This window comes from Sphingomonas cremea, from assembly GCF_021502585.1.
Taxonomy (GTDB): domain Bacteria; phylum Pseudomonadota; class Alphaproteobacteria; order Sphingomonadales; family Sphingomonadaceae; genus Sphingomicrobium; species Sphingomicrobium cremea.
The window spans coordinates 266,058-286,123 of the sequence record NZ_JAKFGM010000003.1 but is presented as its reverse complement, the minus strand read 5'-3'; the positions used below and the strand labels follow the sequence as shown (position 1 = coordinate 286,123).

Annotated in this window: 24 protein-coding genes; 12 read left to right on the top strand and 12 right to left on the bottom strand. The window is 61.9% G+C overall.

Annotated features, from left to right (window positions below; translation table 11 throughout):
* The first annotated feature begins 36 nt into the window (after positions 1–36).
* Genes LVY65_RS11685 through LVY65_RS11670 form a run of 4 tightly spaced genes read left to right on the top strand, consistent with a single transcriptional unit; the run spans position 37 to position 3,983 of the window.
* A complete protein-coding gene (locus LVY65_RS11685; protein ID WP_235068433.1) occupies positions 37–351 on the top strand; it encodes a hypothetical protein in 315 nt (104 codons plus the stop codon).
* 39 nt (positions 352–390) lie between these two features.
* The gene (locus LVY65_RS11680) at positions 391–1,584 is read left to right on the top strand and encodes a M20 metallopeptidase family protein (protein WP_235068432.1); all 1,194 of its coding nucleotides are present in this window, start codon (positions 391–393) and stop codon (positions 1,582–1,584) included.
* A complete protein-coding gene (locus tag LVY65_RS11675; RefSeq protein ID WP_235068431.1) occupies positions 1,581–1,940 on the top strand; it encodes a hypothetical protein in 360 nt (119 codons plus the stop codon). Before LVY65_RS11680 ends, LVY65_RS11675 begins: the two co-directional genes overlap by 4 nt.
* A gap of 3 nt (positions 1,941–1,943) precedes the next feature.
* Positions 1,944–3,983 carry an OPT family oligopeptide transporter gene (locus LVY65_RS11670; RefSeq protein WP_235068430.1) on the top strand — a complete coding sequence of 680 codons (2,040 nt, stop codon included), beginning with the start codon at positions 1,944–1,946 and terminating at the stop codon, positions 3,981–3,983.
* On the opposite strand, the gene LVY65_RS11665 is transcribed toward LVY65_RS11670, so the two are convergent.
* Genes LVY65_RS11665 through ung form a run of 3 tightly spaced genes read right to left on the bottom strand, consistent with a single transcriptional unit; the run spans position 3,980 to position 6,150 of the window.
* On the bottom strand, positions 3,980–5,071 hold the full coding sequence (locus tag LVY65_RS11665) for a 2-dehydropantoate 2-reductase (protein WP_268828745.1): 1,092 nt from the start codon (positions 5,069–5,071) through the stop codon (positions 3,980–3,982). The genes LVY65_RS11670 and LVY65_RS11665 overlap by 4 nt on opposite strands.
* Entirely contained in the window at positions 4,989–5,441 is a 453-nt protein-coding gene (gene queF, locus LVY65_RS11660) for a preQ(1) synthase (protein WP_235068428.1), read from the bottom strand. Before queF ends, LVY65_RS11665 begins: the two co-directional genes overlap by 83 nt.
* A 10-nt stretch (positions 5,442–5,451) precedes the next feature.
* Complete coding sequence (gene ung / locus LVY65_RS11655; RefSeq protein ID WP_235068427.1) at positions 5,452–6,150, bottom strand: uracil-DNA glycosylase; 699 nt, start codon at positions 6,148–6,150, stop codon at positions 5,452–5,454.
* Positions 6,151–6,209: 59 nt separating this feature from the next.
* Between ung and sseA the strand changes: the two genes are divergently transcribed.
* On the top strand, positions 6,210–7,043 hold the full coding sequence (gene sseA / locus LVY65_RS11650; protein ID WP_235068426.1) for a 3-mercaptopyruvate sulfurtransferase: 834 nt from the start codon (positions 6,210–6,212) through the stop codon (positions 7,041–7,043).
* Here the strand turns inward: sseA and LVY65_RS11645 are convergent.
* From LVY65_RS11645 to LVY65_RS11615, 7 genes are all read right to left on the bottom strand, one after another.
* Entirely contained in the window at positions 7,040–7,414 is a 375-nt protein-coding gene (locus tag LVY65_RS11645) for a hypothetical protein (RefSeq protein WP_235068425.1), read from the bottom strand. The genes sseA and LVY65_RS11645 overlap by 4 nt on opposite strands.
* 46 nt (positions 7,415–7,460) lie before the next feature.
* Positions 7,461–8,012 carry a winged helix-turn-helix domain-containing protein gene (locus tag LVY65_RS11640; RefSeq protein WP_235068424.1) on the bottom strand — a complete coding sequence of 184 codons (552 nt, stop codon included), beginning with the start codon at positions 8,010–8,012 and terminating at the stop codon, positions 7,461–7,463.
* Between the two features lie 18 nt (positions 8,013–8,030).
* Positions 8,031–8,441: a DUF3035 domain-containing protein gene (locus LVY65_RS11635; protein ID WP_235068423.1), complete on the bottom strand. Its 411-nt coding sequence runs from the start codon at positions 8,439–8,441 to the stop codon at positions 8,031–8,033.
* Positions 8,434–8,946 carry a signal peptidase II gene (gene lspA, locus LVY65_RS11630; protein ID WP_235068422.1) on the bottom strand — a complete coding sequence of 171 codons (513 nt, stop codon included), beginning with the start codon at positions 8,944–8,946 and terminating at the stop codon, positions 8,434–8,436. The genes LVY65_RS11635 and lspA overlap by 8 nt, the downstream gene beginning before the upstream one ends.
* Positions 8,939–11,833, bottom strand: a complete 2,895-nt coding sequence (gene ileS / locus LVY65_RS11625; protein WP_235068421.1) for an isoleucine--tRNA ligase — start codon at positions 11,831–11,833, stop codon at positions 8,939–8,941. Before ileS ends, lspA begins: the two co-directional genes overlap by 8 nt.
* A 63-nt stretch (positions 11,834–11,896) precedes the next feature.
* The gene (locus LVY65_RS11620; protein ID WP_235068420.1) at positions 11,897–12,946 is read right to left on the bottom strand and encodes a glycerophosphodiester phosphodiesterase family protein; all 1,050 of its coding nucleotides are present in this window, start codon (positions 12,944–12,946) and stop codon (positions 11,897–11,899) included.
* On the bottom strand, positions 12,943–13,866 hold the full coding sequence (locus tag LVY65_RS11615) for a bifunctional riboflavin kinase/FAD synthetase (protein ID WP_235068419.1): 924 nt from the start codon (positions 13,864–13,866) through the stop codon (positions 12,943–12,945). The genes LVY65_RS11620 and LVY65_RS11615 overlap by 4 nt, the downstream gene beginning before the upstream one ends.
* Before the next feature lie 202 nt (positions 13,867–14,068).
* Here LVY65_RS11615 and rpsM point away from each other — a divergent pair, with 202 nt between their 5' ends.
* The 5 genes from rpsM (at position 14,069) to LVY65_RS11590 (ending at position 17,401) form a co-directional block, all read left to right on the top strand.
* Positions 14,069–14,437: a 30S ribosomal protein S13 gene (rpsM, locus tag LVY65_RS11610; RefSeq protein WP_235068418.1), complete on the top strand. Its 369-nt coding sequence runs from the start codon at positions 14,069–14,071 to the stop codon at positions 14,435–14,437.
* Between the two features lie 82 nt (positions 14,438–14,519).
* The gene (gene rpsK, locus LVY65_RS11605) at positions 14,520–14,909 is read left to right on the top strand and encodes a 30S ribosomal protein S11 (RefSeq protein ID WP_025502672.1); all 390 of its coding nucleotides are present in this window, start codon (positions 14,520–14,522) and stop codon (positions 14,907–14,909) included.
* Positions 14,910–15,012: 103 nt separating this feature from the next.
* A complete protein-coding gene (locus tag LVY65_RS11600) occupies positions 15,013–16,089 on the top strand; it encodes a DNA-directed RNA polymerase subunit alpha (RefSeq protein WP_235068417.1) in 1,077 nt (358 codons plus the stop codon).
* A 198-nt stretch (positions 16,090–16,287) separates the two neighbouring features.
* Positions 16,288–16,932 carry a hypothetical protein gene (locus LVY65_RS11595; protein ID WP_235068416.1) on the top strand — a complete coding sequence of 215 codons (645 nt, stop codon included), beginning with the start codon at positions 16,288–16,290 and terminating at the stop codon, positions 16,930–16,932.
* Positions 16,933–17,098: 166 nt separating this feature from the next.
* Complete coding sequence (locus LVY65_RS11590) at positions 17,099–17,401, top strand: hypothetical protein (protein WP_235068415.1); 303 nt, start codon at positions 17,099–17,101, stop codon at positions 17,399–17,401.
* Positions 17,402–17,457: 56 nt separating this feature from the next.
* Here LVY65_RS11590 and LVY65_RS11585 read toward each other — a convergent pair whose 3' ends face one another.
* Positions 17,458–17,697 (bottom strand): hypothetical protein, encoded by a 240-nt coding sequence (locus LVY65_RS11585; RefSeq protein WP_235068414.1) that lies wholly within the window; start codon positions 17,695–17,697, stop codon positions 17,458–17,460.
* Between the two features lie 372 nt (positions 17,698–18,069).
* Between LVY65_RS11585 and rplQ the strand changes: the two genes are divergently transcribed.
* Complete coding sequence (rplQ, locus tag LVY65_RS11580) at positions 18,070–18,486, top strand: 50S ribosomal protein L17 (protein WP_235068413.1); 417 nt, start codon at positions 18,070–18,072, stop codon at positions 18,484–18,486.
* A gap of 224 nt (positions 18,487–18,710) precedes the next feature.
* On the top strand, positions 18,711–19,145 hold the full coding sequence (locus LVY65_RS11575; RefSeq protein ID WP_235068411.1) for a hypothetical protein: 435 nt from the start codon (positions 18,711–18,713) through the stop codon (positions 19,143–19,145).
* A 52-nt stretch (positions 19,146–19,197) separates the two neighbouring features.
* On the opposite strand, the gene LVY65_RS11570 is transcribed toward LVY65_RS11575, so the two are convergent.
* On the bottom strand, positions 19,198–20,055 hold the full coding sequence (locus LVY65_RS11570; RefSeq protein WP_235068410.1) for a DUF3667 domain-containing protein: 858 nt from the start codon (positions 20,053–20,055) through the stop codon (positions 19,198–19,200).
* Positions 20,056–20,066 lie beyond the last annotated feature (11 nt).

Below are 20,066 nucleotides of genomic sequence, written 5' to 3'. Positions count from 1 at the left end.
CTCCCTCTCGCTGATATGTCCGTAGAGGGGACGGGTATGATCACGTTAGTAATGGCGCTCGCGTTTGCGACGCCCAATCCGGCGGTTATCGATGCTCCGCGTCATGCGTTTGCCGCTTGCCTGAAATCCTTCGAAACCAACCAGTTGAGGGCCAAAGTCGCCGCCGATGCATATTCGGCCGCGGTGAAGGCCGCCTGTCCGGGCGAGGCCCAGGCGCTTACCGACGCACTGGTCAAATATGACGTGGCCATGGGAACCAAGCGCGCATCCGCGCTGGCCAACGCCCAACGCGATATCGACGATTATCGCCTGACCAGCGAAGAGCGTTATCGCGACCTGATGTCGCAATAGCGCGTTGAGACACTGCGATTGGGCGGCTAGGCTGCCGCGATGAGCGTAGCCGAGCAGTTCGATTGGGTCGCAGCCGCCGAAGCGGGACGTGACGAATTAATTGCGCTTCGCCGAGCGATCCATGCGGAGCCCGAGCTTGGGCTCGATACCCCTCTCACCCGCGACAAGCTGGAATCGGCTTTGGCTGGACTTCCTCTGGCGATTTGCCGCAGCGAAAGATGCAGCGGTCTGATCGCTGTCCTAGACGGGACTTCGCCGGGCCGGACGGTGTTGCTCCGCGGCGATATGGATGCGCTCCCAATCCAGGAAGCGACAGGTCTGGATTTTGCCAGCCGCCACCCGGGGCACATGCATGCCTGCGGCCATGACAGCCATTCCGCAATGCTGGCCAGCGCCGCCCGAATCCTATCCAGCCATCGCGACGACTTCGCAGGGCGGATCCAGTTCATGTTCCAGCCCGGCGAGGAAGGCCATCACGGCGCGCGGCTGATGATCGATGAAGGGTTGCTCGGCGATCCGCTGCCTGACGCCGCCTTCGCCCTGCACATTTGGCCGACGCTGCCTCATGGCGCAGTGGGCTGCCGCGCCGGAACGATGCTTGCGTCGACGGATACGCTCCGTGCGCGGATCGTCGGTAGGGGCGGCCATGCGGCCATGCCGCACGACGCACTCGACCCCGTTCCGGTCGCGGCGGAGATTGTGCTCGCGCTGCAATCAGAGGTTGCACGTCGAACTCCGGTTACCGATCCAATCGTCCTTTCGATCACCAAGATCAGCGCCGGAACGACACACAATGTTTTGCCCGACGCGGTCGAACTGCTCGGCACCCTGCGCACCCTGTCGCCCGAAGCCCGGAGTCGCGGACGCGATGCGTTTGAGCGAATTTGCACCCATGTCGCCGCTGCGCATGGCTGTACGGCCGAGGTGGTTATAGAGCAGGGCTATCCGCCGACGATCAACGATGCCCGCGCAGTTGCGCTAGTGCGCGACGTGGCCGGGGATTCTTTCGTCGAACTGTCCGTCTCCAACATGGGAGGCGAGGACTTCTCCTACGTCCTGGAACGAGTCCCGGGCGCGATGGCCTTTCTTGGTGTTGCACCAATGGGGGAGGAAGCAGCGAGCCGCGCACCCCTTCATAATCCGTCGATGATGATAGATGAGGACGTGCTGCCGAAAGGCGTGGCACTTCACTGCAACTTTGCTACGCGGTTCCTTCAAAGGGGTTGGAAATGATCATTGCTGCACTGTTGTTGGCCGCCGCGGGCACGCCATCGGTCACCGGTTTTTACCGTTCGAACCAGATGGAGATTGGCGCCGCACTCCAACTCGATGACGACGGTCGCTTTCAGTACCAGCTCGATTATGGCGCGGTGTCGGAAGCTGCCGAAGGCAATTGGTCGTCCGATGGTTCGACCGTATTTCTGACGGCAACGCGGATGCAGGGCGCCTACAAGACGCCCAACTTCAATCGCGAGCCGCTGAAAATCGAGGGTGACCGGCTACTGCTCAATCGTTACGACACCGTCATTCGTTTTGAGCGCGAGGAACTGCCCGCGCCTGCCGATAAAAATAAGCATCTGGAGGAATAGGGGATGGCAACCGTGGTAGCACCGTCGGGCAGCATCAAGGAACTTACGCTTCGCGGTATTATCCTCGGTGCGTTGATTACCGTCGTTTTCACCGCGGCCAACGTCTATCTGGGTCTCAAGATCGGAATCACCTTCGCGACTTCGATCCCTGCCGCGGTAATCTCGATGGCGATACTCAAGGCGTTTCACGACACCACGATCCAGGAAAACAATATCGTCCAGACCATCGCTTCGGCGGCAGGGACGCTGTCGGCGATCATCTTCGTCCTTCCGGGTCTGATCATGGTTGGGTGGTGGACCGGCTTTCCTTATTGGCTATCGGTGGCCGTAATCGGCATCGGCGGCATCTTGGGCGTCATGTATTCCGTGCCCCTGCGTCGGGCACTGGTTACCGGCACTGACCTACCCTATCCGGAAGGCGTTGCTGCGGCCGAGGTTCTGAAGGTCGGAAGCGGCGTTGGCGGGGCCGAGGAGAACAGGCGCGGTCTCGTGCTGATCGGCGGGGCTACGCTGGTTTCTGCATTCTACTTCATCGTTGCAAAGACGAGGCTGCTGACCGACACGGCCGGCCGCGTCTTCAAGGTCGGCACCGGCGGCTCGGCCATTTCTGCCAGCCTGTCGATGGCACTGATCGGGGTCGGCCATCTGGTCGGCGTCGCGGTTGGCTTGGCCATGGTCGTCGGCATGCTGATCACCTGGGCGTTCATCGTTCCCCATTGGACCCAGGACGCGGGGTTTGTTGCCCAGATCGGCGGCGACCTTGAGGCATTGGTCAGCGCCGCTTTCAGGCAGAAGGCGCGGATGGTTGGTGCCGGCACTATCGGTGTCGCGGCGATCTGGACCCTGTTGAAAATCATCGGCCCGATCGTCGCGGGAATTCGCTCCGCGCTGATCGCCAACCGGGAGCGCAAGGCCGGTCGCGGGGCCGACCTACCGCTAACCGAGCGCGACATCCCGATCGGCATCGTCACCGGTATCATTCTGCTATCGATGATCCCAATTGGCTTGCTGCTTTACGCATTCGGCAATACCGCGCCGATTTCCTCCGAACCGGGCACAACAATCATCGTCAGCGTGTTCTACGTTCTAATCGCCGGTGTAGTGATTGCCGCCGTGTGCGGCTACATGGCCGGCCTGATCGGAGCCTCCAACAGCCCGATATCCGGCGTCGGCATTCTATCGGTACTGGGTATCTCGCTGATCCTTGTGGCCCTGTTTCCGGGCGTGAGCGGCGACGAGACAAAGGCGCTCGTTGCCTTTTCCCTGTTCGTGACGGCGATCATCTTCGGGGTCGCCACCATTTCCAATAACAACCTCCAGGATTTGAAGACCGGCCAGCTCGTCGACGCGACGCCATGGCGGCAGCAGGTTGCACTGATCCTCGGCGTTGTATTCGGTGCTTTGGTCATTCCGCCGATCCTCGACCTGCTCAACACCGCCTTCACCTTCGAAGGCGCCCCAGGCGCCAAGGCAACCGCACTGGCGGCGCCACAGGCGGCAATCATTTCCACGATTGCGCAGGGCGTCCTCGGCGGCAGTCTCGACTGGAGCCTGATCCGTCAGGGCGCAATGATTGGCGTAGTCGCGGTCATCGTTGACGAGGTGCTGAAGCGGACGTCCGGCAAACGACTGCACTTTCCACCTCTGGCGATCGGGATGGGCATCTATCTGCCACTCGAAGCCGACTTATTGATCCCGTTCGGCGCCGTGCTCGGCTGGTTCTACAATCGATGGGCGATGCAGTCGAAGAGTCCCGCCTTCGCCGAAAGGATGGGCGTGCTGATGGCGACCGGCTTGATTGTCGGCGAGAGCCTGATGGGCGTCGTTTACGCTGCAGCGGTGGCCGGGGCCGAGAAGGCCGGTTCGGCTGACAGCGCCAACGTCCTGGCCCTTGTTGAACCCTATCCGGCGGTAATGCTCGTCAGCCTGGTTGTGTTCTCGCTGGCCATCGCAGCTCTATATTTTTGGACCAAGAGTCGCGCCTCGGATGCGCCGGCTCCGGGCGACACTGCCTTCCCGCCGACCGAAGCTGCCCCGCGCTAGCGGCCGAGTATTTCGCGACGAAGCTGGGCGGGCGGAAGCGGTGGTGCCCCCGACTCGGCCTTGCGGATCAGCTGGACAATCTTGCGGTTGACCGGCGCGCTGGCTCCCAGTCGATCGGCGAGGCGCACCAATTCGCCGTTGATGTAGTCAATTTCGGTTCTTCGACCCGAAGCTAGGTCGTCGCTCATCGATGAGCGCGCCTTTGCGTCAATCTTCCATTTCTTGAGGAAGACGTTGTTGAACAACCAATCCGGGGCGCCGATTACCCAGGGAAGCAGTCGCGGGCCGACGGCTCCGACCTTGGCCGGTTTTATCCTGGCCTTTTCGAGCAGCCGTAGCCCTTCGCTCATCGAGGCGGCGAAGACGCGGCGATAGTCGCGTTCGCGCAATTCCTCGAGAAGTGTTCTGCCGGACAATGCGCTGACCGCATTATTGAGGTTGATCAGCAGCTTGCCCCAGGCAAGGCTAAGCATGTCGGAAGATAGCTTCAGCGCCCCGGGCGACGGTCCAATCCCTTTGGCCAGTTCACGCATTTCGGCGGCGTCTTCCGAATAAATTTCCCCGGCGACGCCCTTATGGAATCGGCCTTCGCCGAGATATGCGACATTGTAGGGCACCATCCCGCGTACCACTCGAAAGCGGGACCCGAGCTCATGCTCCAACACGTCCACATTGCTGATGCCGTTTTGCAGGCTGAGCACTATTGACCCTTCGCGGCCATGTTGGGCGATCTGCTTCGCCGCATCTGCGGTCGCGCCGCTCTTGACGCAGAGCGCAATGATGTCAGCGCCGGCTAGGCCTTCGGGGCCGCACCGATAGTCGACGTTGACCGGCGATATGCTCGCTTCCCAGCCGCTATAGTCGCTGAGTGTCAGTCCGTACCCGCCGATGTCGCTCGCAAAACTTGGCCGGCCGATAAATGTGACCGGCAAACCCGCCGCCTGCCAGCAGCCGCCCACGAAGCAGCCTATCGAACCGGCACCGAGAACGGCGACGCGCAGCGGCCTAGCCTCGCCCGCGATATGGAGCGACGCCCTGGTCGGGAAGCCAAAGCTCCCTGGGTGGCTCGCCCGATTGCCAGAAGACATCGATCGGGATGCCGCCGCGCGGATACCAATAGCCGCCGATCCTCAGCCACTTTGGCTTCATCTCCTCGAAAAGCCGTTGGCCGATGCCGACCGTCACATCCTCATGAAAGCCGCAGTGATTGCGGAACGAGCCCAGGAACAGCTTGAGGCTTTTGGATTCGACGATCGTTGCACCGGGAGCATAGTCGATGACCAAGTGCGCGAAGTCGGGCTGGCCGGTGACCGGACACAGGGAAGTGAATTCCGGAGCGGCAAAGCGGACGAGATAGAGTGCTCCGGAACGGGGATTGGGCACATAATCGAGTTCAGCCTCGTCCGGAGAAGCGGGAAGGGCGCTTGCCTTGCCGAGATGCTTGGGTGTCGTGGACATGGCGCGCCTCTTACGCTTGCCCGGCGCATTCGGGCAACGCCCAGTCGATCGGCGCCAACCCCCGGCTTTCAAGGAAGGCATTGGCCTTTGAGAAATGCCTGCAACCAAGGAAGCCGTTGTGCGCCGAAAGCGGAGAGGGGTGCGCCGCCTTGAGAACCAGGTGGCGCGACGTGTCGACGAAGCTTGCTTTCTTTTGGGCATAGCTGCCCCACAGCATGAACACGACCGGATCCCGCTTGGCGTTGACCGCCCGGATCACGGCGTCGGTGAACCGTTCCCAGCCGCGGTCGCGGTGGGAGGCGGCGATGCCCATCTCGACCGTCAGAACGCTATTCAAAAGCAACACGCCCTGCCGTGCCCAATGTTCTAGGAAGCCGTGTGCCGGCCGGCGAATTCCTAGATCGCTCTCCAACTCCTTGTATATGTTGACGAGGCTGGGCGGCGGGCGAACGCCGTTCGGCACCGAAAAGCAAAGCCCATGTGCCTGGCCGGGGCCGTGATAGGGGTCCTGGCCGAGGATCACGACCTTGACCTGATCCAGCGGGGTCAGGTCGAGGGCCCGAAACCAGTTCGAACCCGCCGGAAAAATGCGCTTACCGGCCTCCCGCTCGGCAAGCAGGAATCGCTTCAGCTCCGCCATGTAAGGCAGGTCGAATTCGTCGCGTAGCGAGTTCAGCCAACTCGGGTGCAGCTTGACGGTTTCGTTCATGGGCTTGTCATTGCGGGCGGCGAGCGCGAGTGGCAATCCGGTAGTTCGGAGTAGCTTGAATGGACACACTTGTTTCTACTGAGTGGCTGGCACGCAATTTGAGCGAGCCCGACGTCGCCATTGTCGATGCCAGCGCATTCCTGCCGACGGACGGCCGCGATCCGAGTGCGGAATTCCTGGCAGCGCATATTCCCGGCGCCCGGTTCCTGGACATCAATAAGGTTGCCGACCGTTCCAACCCTGCGCCGCATATGCTTCCCACAGCCGCGGATTTCGGAAAAGCGATGACCGAGCTTGGCGTCGGTCGCGACGACCGGATCATCGTTTATGACAACAGCCCCCTTCGGACGGCCGCGCGCGGCTGGTTCATGTTCCGCCACTACGGAGCGGAGCGGGTCGCAATCCTCGACGGCGGCTTCCAGAAATGGCGCGCGGAAGGAAGACCGATGGAGAGCGGCGAGCCTAAGCTTCGTAAGGCCCGGTTCGATGCACAGGATCGGGGCGAGGAAGTGGTGACGAAGCAGGCCATATTGGGTGGCGTCGGCCTGCCGCTCCTCGATGCGCGGGGAAAGGCGCGGTTCGAGGGGACCGAGCCCGATCCGCGCCCCGGAGTCGCCGTTGGCCATATCCCCGGAGCGAAAAACCTGCCTTTCGCTGCGTTTTACCGCGATGACGGGACCTTCAAGTCGGAAGATGAATTGCGCCGGGCCTTTGCCGAACGCCAAATCGATCCAGAGGGGCCGTTTATCGCGAGCTGCGGTTCGGGAGTGACTGCCAATTCGATCATTTTCGCCGCGCATCGGCTCGGCGGGCGGCACGGCAAGCTATACGACGGGAGCTGGAGCGAATGGGGTGCCGACCCGGCAACACCCAAGGAGAAGGGCCCCGCTTAGAGCGAGAACAGCTGGTCGATCGAACCGACGCCTTCGCCAAGCTCGCGCTTGAGCCGGGCGATCGCGGCCGGATGTGGCTCCTTGCCGGCCTCCTGATGTGCAGCCACCATTTCAAGTCCCGCGGCGGCGGCGGCGGCGGTCCGCGCCGATCGCGCATCGAAGCAGCGCTGGCGAGCCGGCGAGGCGCTGGGCCAGGCGGCGGCCAGCTTGGCTTCGGCCATGCTATCGGACGGATGCTCGCCCGAAAACTGCTCGACGCAGGCAAGTGCCTGGCGGATCGACGCCAGCCGGGCAATCGCCTCGGCATAGGGGCCGGGGACTTCGGTGGCATCTGCAGCCGATTCGGGAATGAAATGAATCATCCCACCCATTTGCCATGGGCCGGTAAATCTTTAGTGAATCAGCGGTTTTGAGGGCCTAGGCGGCCGACGCTGTCTCGATATCGCGCAGGATCCAGCCGCGCTGCGGGATCGTCTCGATGAATTCCGCGCCGCCCGACGCTGATCGCAGCTTCTTGCGCAGCTTGGAAATGAACACGTCGATGATCTTGGGCTGCGGCTGGTCGTCGGCGCGGCGGTAAAGATGCTTCAGCAGCATTTGCCGAGTGACGACATTGTTGCGGGCAAAGGCCAGCAGCTCAAGTACGCGATATTCCATCTCGGTAATGCCGATCGGATGCGTGTCGATGCGGATCAGCCGCTGGACCGGGTCGACTGCCAGGCGCCCCCCGCACAGCGTCTCCGGAAGTTCGCCGCCATTGGCTTTGAGGCTGGCGAGCAGGCGCGAGGCCGCTTCTTCATTGTCCTCAGGCGAAAGCGTGACCGGCGATCCGATCAGCATCTGCTGGATTTCGGCCAGCGACTTATGCGCTTCCTCGACCAGGCGGCTGCCTTCTTCGAATCGACGCCGCGAACGGTCGAGCATCGCTTCGATCTCGACCAACCGGGCAGACAGGGTCTCTGAGCTCATATCCTCCCCTATCGCCGCTTATTGTTGCGGCGTCTGTGCGGACGCATCCTGGCTGTCAGCCGGCGGTGCAGCCAGAATCGTCTGCGTCGACTGGCCCTTGTCGACTACCCGGGTATCGGGATCGCCCGCGGTCGAACGGATTCCGAGCGAGGCGCGGTCGCGGCCTGCGCGGTCAAGCACCGACATTTCCGTCGAGCTGCGCGGAGCTGGGCCACCAAACAAGGCTTCAATCGCCTGCGTCTGTGCATCCTGTGCCGTCATGCTGACCGTGCCGGCAACCGGCGGAGTCAAGGAATAGTCGGGCGGAATCACCAGCGGCGCATTGCGGGCCACGGCAAACTCATCGAGCGACTTCGGCTTGTTGGTGCTGAATGCGCCGCAGCCGGCAAGCAGGATCGCCGGGGCGATGAGGAGGAAAGCCTTACGCATGTTCATTCGTTCCTTCAGGCGCCTTGCTCCCCTGGTCACGGAGGAGGAAGGCGCGGAGCAGCAAGATGACGACGCCAATGCTAATCGCCGCGTCGCCGACATTAAAGACATAAAAGGGCCTGAACGTGCCAAAATGCAGGTCGAGGAAGTCGACGACATAGCCCAACTGCACCCGATCGACGATATTTCCAAGCGCCCCGCCCAATATCATCGCCAGCGCAAGCTGGTCGCCGCGCTGCTGTTCCTTGCGAATCCACCAGGCGACACCGACCGCGATGGCGGCGGTCATGGCGACCAATAGCCAACGATGGGTATCGTTCTGCGCCTGGGCGAGGCCGAGGCTGATGCCGTAATTATGCACCCGAGTCAGGTCGAAAATCGGCAACAGCTTCAGCTGTTGCCCTTCCAGCACCAGCCCCAGAGGGCCCGTGACGAACCATTTGCTGAGCTGGTCGGAGGCGAAGATCAGTAGAGCCAGGCCATAGGCCAGCGAACGGTTAGCCATTCACCACTTCCTCGCAACGCGCACAAAGGTCGCCGTCTTCCCGGACTTCGGGCAGGAGCCGCCAGCAGCGGCCGCATTTGTGCTTGCCGGTCTTGGTCACCGTAATGGCGTCGCCGCGGCTGACCGACGAAACAATGAACAACTCGGCAAGCAGTGCCGGGTCGGCATCGCTCGGGACGGTGACTTCGGCTTCGAGGCTGGAGCCGATGATCTTCTCGCGGCGGAGCGGCTCGATCGCCTCGGTCACCTCGACCCTCAGTTTCCGCAATGCAGCCCACTTCTCCTCAAGCGCGTCATCGCGCCAGATGGTGTCGATCTCGGGCCAGTCGAGCAGATGGACGCTCGCCGCGTCGGGATAGCGCGTGCCCCATACCTCTTCGCTGGTGAACACCAGCACCGGCGCCGCCCAGCGGACCAGCGCATGGAACAAGGTGTCGAGCACGGTTCGATAGGCGCGTCGCTTCGGGTCCGCGGGAGCGTCGCAATAGAGGCTGTCCTTGCGGATATCGAAGAAGAAGGCCGACAAATCGTCGTTGCAGAAGTCGGTCAGCGTCCGAACATATGTGTTAAAGTCGAAATCGACGACCGCCTGCTCAAGCCGCGCATTGAGATGGGCGGTGAGTGCGAGCATGTAGCGCTCAAGCTCCGGCATCTCCTCGAAGCCGATCCGCTCTTCCTCACTGAACCCGTCGAGCGCACCGAGCAAATAGCGGAAGCTGTTGCGGAGCTTGCGGTACTGGTCGCCGACACCGGCCAGGATCTCCTTGCCGATGCGATGGTCTTCGGTGAAATCGACCGACAGCGCCCATAGCCGCAAAATGTCCGCGCCATAGTCGCGCATCAGGTCCAATGGGCTGATCGTGTTGCCCAGGCTCTTGGACATTTTCATGCCCTTGGAATCCATCGTGAAGCCGTGGGTCAGCACCGCATCATAAGGGGCGCGGCCGCGGGTACCGCAGCTTTCGAGCAGCGACGACTGGAACCAGCCGCGATGCTGGTCGGAGCCTTCGAGATAGAGATCGGCAGGCCAGCGCTGCTCGGGCCAGTGGCCGCTTTCCAAGGTGAAGACGTGAGTACAGCCGCTGTCGAACCAGACGTCGAGAATGTCGGTGACGCGCTCATAGTCTTCCGCATTGTAGGCGTTGCCGAGATATTCCTGGGCGCGCTCGTCGTCCCACGCGTCGACCCCCTCGGCCTTGATGGCGGCGACGATCCGCTCGTTGACCTCATGGTCGACCAGAAGTTTGCCGGTCTTCCTTTCGACGAACACTGCGATCGGCACGCCCCAGGCGCGCTGGCGGCTGAGCACCCAGTCCGGGCGGCCTTCGACCATCGATCCGATGCGGTTGCGGCCCTTTTCGGGGACGAAGCGCGTCTCGGCGATGGCAGTCATCGCCAGCTGGCGAAGCGTCGCGCTCTCGTCGTCGGAGACATGGGCGCCGTCGATCAGCGCACCGCCTTCATTCTCCCACCGCTTTTCCGCTCGCGTCTTGAAGTGATGGTGGCCGAGCGGCTTGTCCATCGCGACGAACCATTGCGGGGTACAGCGGTAGATGACCTTGGCTTTCGACCGCCAGCTGTGCGGATAGCTGTGCTGATAGTCGAACGAGGCGGCGAGCAGCGCGCCGGCCTCGCGAAGGTCGTTATTGATCGGCCCGTCGGGCGCATTGAACTTGGGGTTGATGACCGATCCCTGGCCGCCGAGCCACAGCCAATCCTCGCGATATTTCCCGTCGCCCTCGACCGCGAACACCGGGTCGATGCCGTGGGCCTTGCACAGCTCGAAATCATCCTCGCCATGGTCGGGCGCCATATGGACCAGGCCGGTGCCGCTGTCGGTGGTGACGAACTCGCCGGGCAGGAAGGGGCGGGGCTTGGCGAAGAAGCCACCGAGATGGTGCATCGGATGGCGGGCGATGGTGCCGGCGAGTGCAGGACCGAAATAGAACTCTTCGATACCGCCAATGAGAGTACCAAATTCGTCGAGTGATTGGCGCAGGAGCGGTTCTATGCGTTGCTGGAATGCTTCCTTAAGTTCGGTCGCCACAAGAAAGCGGCCCAGCACTTTTTCATTTTCATCCTCGTATTTTAAAAGGGCGTAGTCGATCTCCGGCCCATAGGCGATCGCCTGGTTGACTGGGATCGTCCAGGGCGTGGTGGTCCACACAACGGCGTAGGCACCGACAAGCTCCGGGATCGGGCTTTCGACGATCTCGAACGCCACGTCGATCTGGGTCGACGTGATGTCCTCATATTCTATCTCGGCCTCGGCAAGCGCGGTCTTTTCCACCGGGCTCCACATCACCGGCTTGGCGCCGCGGTAGAGCTGGCCGCTCTCCGCAAACTTGTAGAGCTCGGAGACGATCGTCCCCTCCGCTTTGAAGTCCATGGTGAGGTAAGGCTTGTCCCAATTGCCGCCGATTCCGAGCCGCTTCAGCTGCTCGCGCTGCACGTCGACCCAATGCTGGGCATAGGCCCGGCATTCGGCGCGGAACTCCTTGACCGGAACCTCGTCCTTGTTGAGCTTCTTCTTGCGATACTGCTCCTCGACCTTCCACTCGATCGGAAGGCCGTGGCAGTCCCAGCCGGTAATGTAGGGCGCGTCCTTGCCCAGCAGCGTCTGGGTGCGGACCACCATGTCCTTCAGGATATGATTGAGCGCATGGCCGATGTGCATGTCGCCATTGGCGTAGGGCGGGCCGTCGTGGAGGATGAACTTCTCGCGCCCCGCGCGGCTTTTGCGCACCTGGCCATATATGTCGCCCTCCTGCCATTTGGCGAGGATCAGCGGCTCCTTCTGCGGCAGGCCGGCCTTCATCGGGAAGTCGGTCTTGGGCAGGAAGACAGTGGAGCGGTAATCGGGTTTGGTGGTCGGCGCGTCTGACATTGCCGGGGGCCTTAGCGGGCGGGAGCCGGAATGCAAATCCTCCCCGGCACGGGGAGGACCTTGCTACTCCAGCCGTTCCCTTCTTCGCTTCAACCCTGCCTCGGCCGCATCCATCTGCGCCTGCGTTCGAAAATCACGCCCAGGCCGAAGCGCCGGCCCCACGGTCCAGATGTCGTCGACCCAGACATAGCCGTTGAACGTCGACGGAATCTCGCCCAGCTGCTCGGGCAAGGTCAGGCCCTCGCCCGCGTCGCTGCCATAATTGCCAATGACGATAACTCGTGCCCGGACGCCCTGCATCCGCTGGATCAGGCGGTTGGGCCAGCCCCAGAATGCCCATTGATAGTTCAAGGGGACGAAGATGGTTCCATTGCGGCAACTTTCGGGGATGATCGAAGTCCATCCATAGATCAGATAGTCCTTGGTGCACGCCTTGCCCTGCTCCTTGATCGTTGCCCAGGCCTTGGGGAAATGGGTCCGGATTCGCTCGACCGGCCCAGCCGCGCCGTAAAAGGCGTCACGCCGTTCGACCACTTTGCGGCGTGCGGCCGTGAGCGCCGCCGCCAGTTGGTCGGCCTCGCGCGGGTCGGTGCCCTTGAAGTTGAACAGGATGGGCGTGTTTGGCAGCGCCGCCAATGCTTCCTCAAGGCTTGGGATATGGTCCTTACGCTTGCCGCGGAAAGGGAAGGTCTTGCCCCCGTCGGCAGTATAGCCATAGCCGATGTCGAGTGCCTGGAGCTCGGCCAGCGTCTTGGTCCGCACCTCTCCCTTACCCTCTGTCCGGCAGTCGACGGTCCAGTCGTGGAACACGGCGATCTTGCCGTCCGCGGTGGGAGCGACGTCGATTTCGACGATGTCGGCGCCCAGTCTGGCGGCGGCCTGCATCGAACGTGCGGTGTTCTCCTGATAGTCGTGAACCGGCGGCAAGATCAGGTTGGCGGTGCAGGTGCCATGACTGACCCCCTTATGGTGGAACAGCTGGGATACCGCGCGATGGGCGATCAGCTTGACGCCGCCGACGGGCGTCGGGGCCAGCCAACTGGCGTTGACAAACGTCAGCAGCAGGATTGCCACCGCCAGCAACAGGGCCGCCCAGCCCAGCCAATATTTCATGCGAACAGTTCTCGCGCCTTCGCGGCGTCTGCGTCCATTTGGGCCTTAAGCGCCTCGATACTGTCGAATCTGTCCTCGGGGCGAAGATAATGGTGCAACGCCACTTCGATTGTTCGGCCATAGAGATCGCCGTCGAAATCGAACAGCACCGCCTCCAGCAACTCCTGGGGAGGGTCAAATGTTGGGCGAATACCCAGGCTGGCGACACCTTCATGTTCGCTGCCGTCATCGAGGGTCACCCGGACCGCATAAATCCCATAGGCAGGACGCAGATAATTGCCGAGCTCCACATTGGCGGTAGGCCAGCCCAGCGCCCGCCCGCGCTTATCGCCATGGACGACCACTCCCTCGATCGCGAAGGGGCGGGTCAACAGACGGGTCGCGGTGCCCGGGTCACCGGCCTTGAGTGCCTCGCGGATCCGTCCTGACGAGATTTTTTCGCCATCAAGCAAGACTGGTGCAACCGCTTCAGCCTGAATTCCGTGCTCCGCCCCAAGTTTGCGCAGCACTTCGGTGTTGCCGCCGCGGCCCTTGCCGAACGTGAAGTCTTCGCCGGTAACGACGCCGGACGCACCCAATTGCCGGGCCAGCAGCTTGGCAATGAAGTCTTCGGCTGTGGTGGATGCAAGTTCGTTCCCGAAGCGGAACACCAGCATCGCATCCGCGCCGGCATGGGCGAACAATCGCTCGCGCTGGTCGAGCGTGGTCAGTCGAAATGGGGGCGTATCGGGTTTGAAATGCCGCACCGGATGGGGATCGAAAGTCGCGACGATTACCGGCCGGCGCTCATGAGCGCCCCGCTGCACCGCTCGCCCGACTACCGCCTGGTGGCCCAGATGAAAGCCATCGAAATTTCCCAGCGCAATGACCGCACCGCGCAAGGCCTCGGGGATCGGCTGGTCATGGTTCAGGCGCTGCATTAAGGGAGCGGCTTAGCGGGATATGGTTTCAAGTCCAGACGCTTGACTCGTCCAGCCGTCATACCTATTTGGCCCTCATCCCGTTTCACCGGTTGCCGGCGGCGCACCTTTGCGCGCGCCGTTTTTCCGTTGGAAGGGGCTAACGCTTTGAGATGGGGCGGTCGGGTGCCCGCTGCCCTGTGGAGCTAGGAGAACTACTTTCATGGCACGTATTGCGGGCGTCAACCTGCCCACCAACAAGCGCGTTGTTATCGCGCTGCAGTATATCCACGGCATTGGTCAGGCCAAAGCCAAGGAAATCACCGAGAAGCTGTCGATCGCTCCCGAGCGGCGAGTCCAGGACCTGACGGACCAGGAAGTGCTGCACATCCGCGAGGCGATCGATGCCGACTACACCGTCGAGGGCGACCTGCGTCGTGAGACGGCGATGAACATCAAGCGATTGATGGACCTCGCCTGCTATCGCGGCCTGCGACATCGTAAGGGCCTGCCGGTCCGCGGCCAGCGCACGCATACCAATGCGCGCACCCGCAAGGGCAAGGCCAAGCCGATCGCCGGTAAGAAAAAGTAAGCGAGTGACCGCCTGGGAGGCGGTCGCGAGACACTTTTCCAACGCCGACTGCACTCGACATAGAATTTAGGGATTTCCACCAATGGCACGTGAACCCCAGCGCCTCCGCCGTCGTGAGCGCAAGAACATCACCGCCGGCGTCGCGCATGTGAACGCCAGCTTTAACAACACCATGATCACCATCACTGACGCACAGGGCAACGCCATCGCGTGGAGCTCGGCCGGGATGATGGGCTTCAAGGGAAGCCGCAAGTCGACGCCATATGCGGCGCAGGTCGCGGCAGAAGACGCCGGCCGCAAGGCTGCCGAACATGGCGTCCGTACCCTTGAGGTAGAGGTCAAGGGCCCCGGATCGGGCCGCGAGTCGGCGCTTCGCGCGCTGCAGGCGGTCGGCTTCCAGATCACCTCGATCCGCGACGTCACGCCGATCCCACACAATGGTGTGCGTCCGTCGAAGCGCCGCCGCGTCTGATTTATTGCCGAAATTAGCATTTTCGACGACAAATTAGACAGAAAAAGTTTTAAAATCAGGAGTTTAGCGGGACGCCGTTACTCCGCGCTGCCAAGGAAACATCATGGCCGTAAACGCAAAGAACTGGCAGGAACTCAAGAAGCCCAACGCGCTGGAGCGCAAGCCGGGTACCGACGTTCGTCGCAAGGCGTCGTTCGTCGCCGAGCCGCTCGAGCGCGGTTTCGGAATGACGCTGGGCAACTCGCTGCGGCGAGTGCTGCTATCGTCGCTCCAGGGTGCCGCGGTCACCTCGATCAAGATCGAAGGCGTGCTGCACGAGTTCTCGAGCCTTGCGGGTGTCCGTGAGGACGTCACCGACATTATCCTCAACGTGAAGCAGATCGCGCTGAAGATGGAAGGCGAAGGTCCCAAGCGGCTGCAGCTTTCGGCAACCGGCCCGGGCGAAGTCACTGCGGCCCAGATCGCGACGTCGGGCGACATCGAGGTCACCAACCCCGACCTGGTCCTGTGCCACCTCGACGATGGCGCGACGCTCAACATGGAGCTGACCGCCGACATCGGTAAGGGTTATGTCCCGGCCGCCGCCAACCGCCCCGCGGACGCGGCGATTGGCCTGATCCCGGTCGACGCGCTTTACAGCCCGGTCCGCCAGGTCGCCTACAAGGTCGAAAACACCCGCGTCGGCCAGGAGCTTGACTATGACAAGCTCACGCTGACCATCGAGACTGACGGCACTGTCACTCCGGAAGACGCGCTCGGCTATTCGGCGCGGATCCTCCAGGACCAGCTGCAGCTGTTCGTTCACTTCGACGAAAGCCAGGTTCGCGCGGTTCCGTCCGCCGGCGTGGTCGGCACCCCGGGTGCGGTCGGCGCCAGCGAGGGCGTCGCCGCCGACACCAACCAGCTCAACCGCTACCTCCTCAAGAAGGTCGACGAGCTGGAGCTGTCGGTGCGATCGGCGAACTGCCTGAAGAACGACAATATCATCTATATCGGCGACCTGGTCCAGAAGACCGAGGCCGAGATGCTCCGCACGCCGAACTTCGGCCGCAAGAGCCTCAATGAGATCAAGGAAGTCCTTGCCTCGATGGGCCTGCGCCTCGGCATGGACATCCCCGGCTGGCCGCCGGAGAATATCGAAGAGATGGCCAAGAAGCTCGAACAGGAGCTCCTCGGCTAACGAGTTGCGTATTTTGTAAGCGTATCGGAAGGGCCGTGGCGAAAGCTGCGGCCCTTTTCCATTAGCGCCAACAATTTCCAAATAGCGAAGATGAACGGCGAGCGTTTTTTGAGTTCACAATCGATGCATGTGAACTGGCCTAGTTTCCTTCATATTCCCAGAACGGTTTCGATATTGGGCATATTTAGGAGCTTTATTATGTCGAACATGTCAAAGATGCTGATCGGCACTGCCGGCCTTGCAGCGGTCCTGACGATTGCTTCGCCCGCCGCGGCCCAGCAGCCTTATCCTTATAGCAACCCAAACACTGGTGTTGTCGGCGCGATCGTCAATGCGGTGACCGGTAACGGCTATAATCAGTATCCGCAGGGTGCTTACGGCTACGGTCAGTATCCGCAGGGCAATTACGGCTATGGCCAGATGGACCAGCGCTCAGCGGTCGGCATGTGCGCCGCCGCCGCCGAACAGCGCATCAGCGCAACCTATCGCGGTCAGCCGGGCTATGGTTACAACAACGGCTATAACAACGGCTATGCGAACAACGGTTATCCGCAGGGCTACGCCAATGGCTATAACGTCCAGGGCGCCCGCGTTCTCGGCATCACCAATGTCGAACGCCGCTACAACGGCAGCCTGAAGGTTTCGGGCGTTGCCAGTTCGGGTCGTGGCTATGGCTACAATGGCCAAGGGTACAACAACCAAGGCTACAACAATGGCTATAACGGCCAATATGCCAGCGCCAACCAGGCCGCCGACCTTCGCTTCACTTGCAAGGTCAACACCCGCGGCCAGGTGACCGACGTCAATATCAACCGCAACCAGGTGGCGTATCGCGGCTACTAATCCCGATCATGTGCGTATTTGCGAGTAAGAAGGGCCGCGGCGAAAGTCGCGGCCCTTTTCCTTTGACCGTCCACTGATGGATCGGGCTGAGGGCGGGGTGGGCCGAGGGTCCCCGGATGATTTCCGCTCGTTCTATCACTTTCCCCCATTGGAGGAGTGTTGAGTCATGAAACCTATCCTTGCGGCTGCTGCCGCCATCAGCTTTGCTGCCCCCGCCCTTGCCCAAGCGGCTGGCGGCGTGATCCTTACCAATACCGAATTCGAAGGCGGGTTCGGCAACCGCGGGCAGTGCACCGCGGCGCTGGCCAAGGTCCGCAACATGCAGCGCCTCGACGCATCGCTGAGGGGTGAGGCCTATCGCACCCTGTCGGCATCGGCCTTCCAGAAGGCCAGCTTGCGCACGACCCGCTGCGAGCAGATCGACGGCCGCTATCGCGTGGTCTTCTACGCTGACGGCTTCCCCAATTAAGCGCGTATTGGCGAGTAAGGAGGGTCGTCCCGCAAGGGGCAGCCCTTTCCTTTTAATTACGCCCGATGCGTGTCCTGCCATGCAAAGGCAGGGCGATGCTTGCTGGCGGCCGATCCCAGCAACCGCGCAACATCGTCGTCTTCGAACGGGCTGGGCGCTTTGAGCGCCTTCAGGCGCTGGACATAAAGATCGACCAGCTGCAGCCGTCGATCGCGCGCGGCGTCGGTTACGGCGCGGGATGCCGCGGCCATCTCCTCACAGGCGCGGCGACGATAGTAGCGAATGTCGGATTCCATGCCGCCCCTCCCAAAGCGTCCCGATCAACATCGAGTCGGAGTGGGCAATTTAACGGAAGTTAAACGAACGTCGAGTCCGGGGTGGGTGTGGAATGGCAGAGGTTTCGGTCGACTGTTTTTCTGGCTACTCGGGTGGTTGCGGGTTGACGGCGAGCATCGGAATCCGTCGGGATATGGACCGGTTGGAACAGCTAATAGTTGACTTCGGGCGATAATTCCGCTTGAGGGCCCTTCGACGGCGGGGTCGAGGCTCCGCCATTATTATTTATGTCCCTGCGAAGGCAGGAACACATATCGGGTTAAGGGCAGCCACCCTAAGTGCTGCCTGGCTGGGCTTACCTCATACGGGGCCCTGACGAACGGAGAAGAACAATGCGTCATCGCGTCGGCGGCCGTAAGCTGCAGCGTACCTCGAGCCACCGTGCGGCCTTGTTCCGCAACATGGCTGCCGCCCTCATCAAGCATGAGCAGATCACCACCACCACCGCCAAGGCGAAGGAACTGCGTCCCTACGTCGAGAAGCTGGTCACGCTGGCCAAGAAGGGCGGGCTTTCGAACCGCCGCCTGGCCCATGCGCGATTGATGGACGATACCCAGCTGGTCAAACTGTTCGACGTCATCGCGCCGCGCTACGCCGAGCGTAATGGCGGATACACCCGCGTCATCAAGGCTGGCATCCGCGCCAACGACGCGGCGCCGATCGCGATCATCGAATTCGTCGACCGTGACGTCGACGCCAAGGGCCAGGACAGCGGTCCGGTGATGGTCGAGGACGAAGTCGAAGCCTAAGCCAGGCTCGCATTAATTTAAGAGGCGCTGGCCATCATGGCCGGCGCCTTTTTCTTTGCCCGGGCCCGGGGGAAGCGGGTGCACTCCGAATCGCCGAAATTCACTTGGTGTTCAGTCTTCGACGACGAGCCGAATGCCCTGTGGGACGAGCGCTGGGCCCGGGCTCGGGAGGCCATTCGTTTATCAAGTCTGTAGGCTCCAATCGCGTGGAAGGAGGACGAGCCATGACTATGATGACGAAGGTGCTGATGAGTGGCGCCGGCTTCGCGGCGATCGCTGCCGCGGCCCCTGCGACCGCTCAATATGCTTATCCTTATCGGAACAGCTATTATGCCAACAGTTATGCCACGAACATGGCGGCGGAACGGTGCGCGGCGGCGGTCCAGACCCGGCTGAGCTATCGCAACACCAACATCTTCGGTGTGCTCCTGGGCGCCAACAGCAATGCCCGGGTGCTCAGCGTTACGCGGGTCAATCCGAACCGCAATAGCGTGCGCGTGCGCGGCATCGCGAGCAGCGGGCGCATGGCCTATAACCCCTATGGCGTGGGCGCATACGGCATGCTCGGCGCCAACTATGCGCCTCGAGCCGACCTGTCGTTCAAGTGCGACGTCGACTATCGCGGCTATGTCCGCGACGTCGATATCAATCGCCGATAATCTGGAATGAAAGTTGGAGCGCCGGGTCACCCCCGGCGCTTCTTCTTTCGCGCTATGTCGTGAAGAAAGTGATCAGGAAGATCGCGAACCGGTAGAGGACGAACAATGTCGCGATGGCGATCGAAAGCAGCGCTGTCTCGACAATCCTCGAGGGCCCGCTCGAACGGTAGGTGGGGCGGATCGCAAGATAGACATAGGTAGCGCAAACCGAGAAATTGAAGAGCGACAGAACCAGGTCGACTGTCCGCGAATTCAATCCGCTTCCGCCCATCAACAAGTCGCTTTCGGCTAGAAGCACTGAGAAACTAAGCAGGATGAGGACGAATGTATAAAGGTGTAGCGCGAAGACGATATGGACGCCGGCCGCCCGGTGCCTGCGGTAGAAGATGAGCGCAAGCAGGGGAGCCAATGCCAACACCATCAGGATCATCAGCGCTTTGGCATTGAAGATGGCCGCGCGGTCGAACACGGGGGCATAGGCGGCGATATCGATGTGCCGGGCCGCCAGCCGCTGTCCCACCAGCGTTTGCGCCAATGGTCTCCAATCCTGTCGATGAAGATGTGACTCGAGGGGCGAGGAAAGCACGTTGGTGCCGGTCAAAGCCTGGGTGCCGACAAACAACGCATTGGCAACGAAGAACAGCGCCAGCGGGCCGAGGAATTTCCGGCGTTCGCCGTGCACATAGGCCCTGGTGAGATCGCCCGGCGCAGTCAGGATGGAGCGGAAACTTCGCAATAGCCTCCCGTCGATGCTGCTGAATCCCTTGGCAAACTGCGCGGCAAGATCGGCCAGGGTGAGGTCGCTCCGGCGCAGGCGCTGCTCGCCGCAGGACGGACAGAATGAGAGCCGCCGGGTTCGATGGCATACGGGACAGGTCCAGGTCTTGCGTCTGGCCACGTCCTTGCCCATCGGTTCAGATC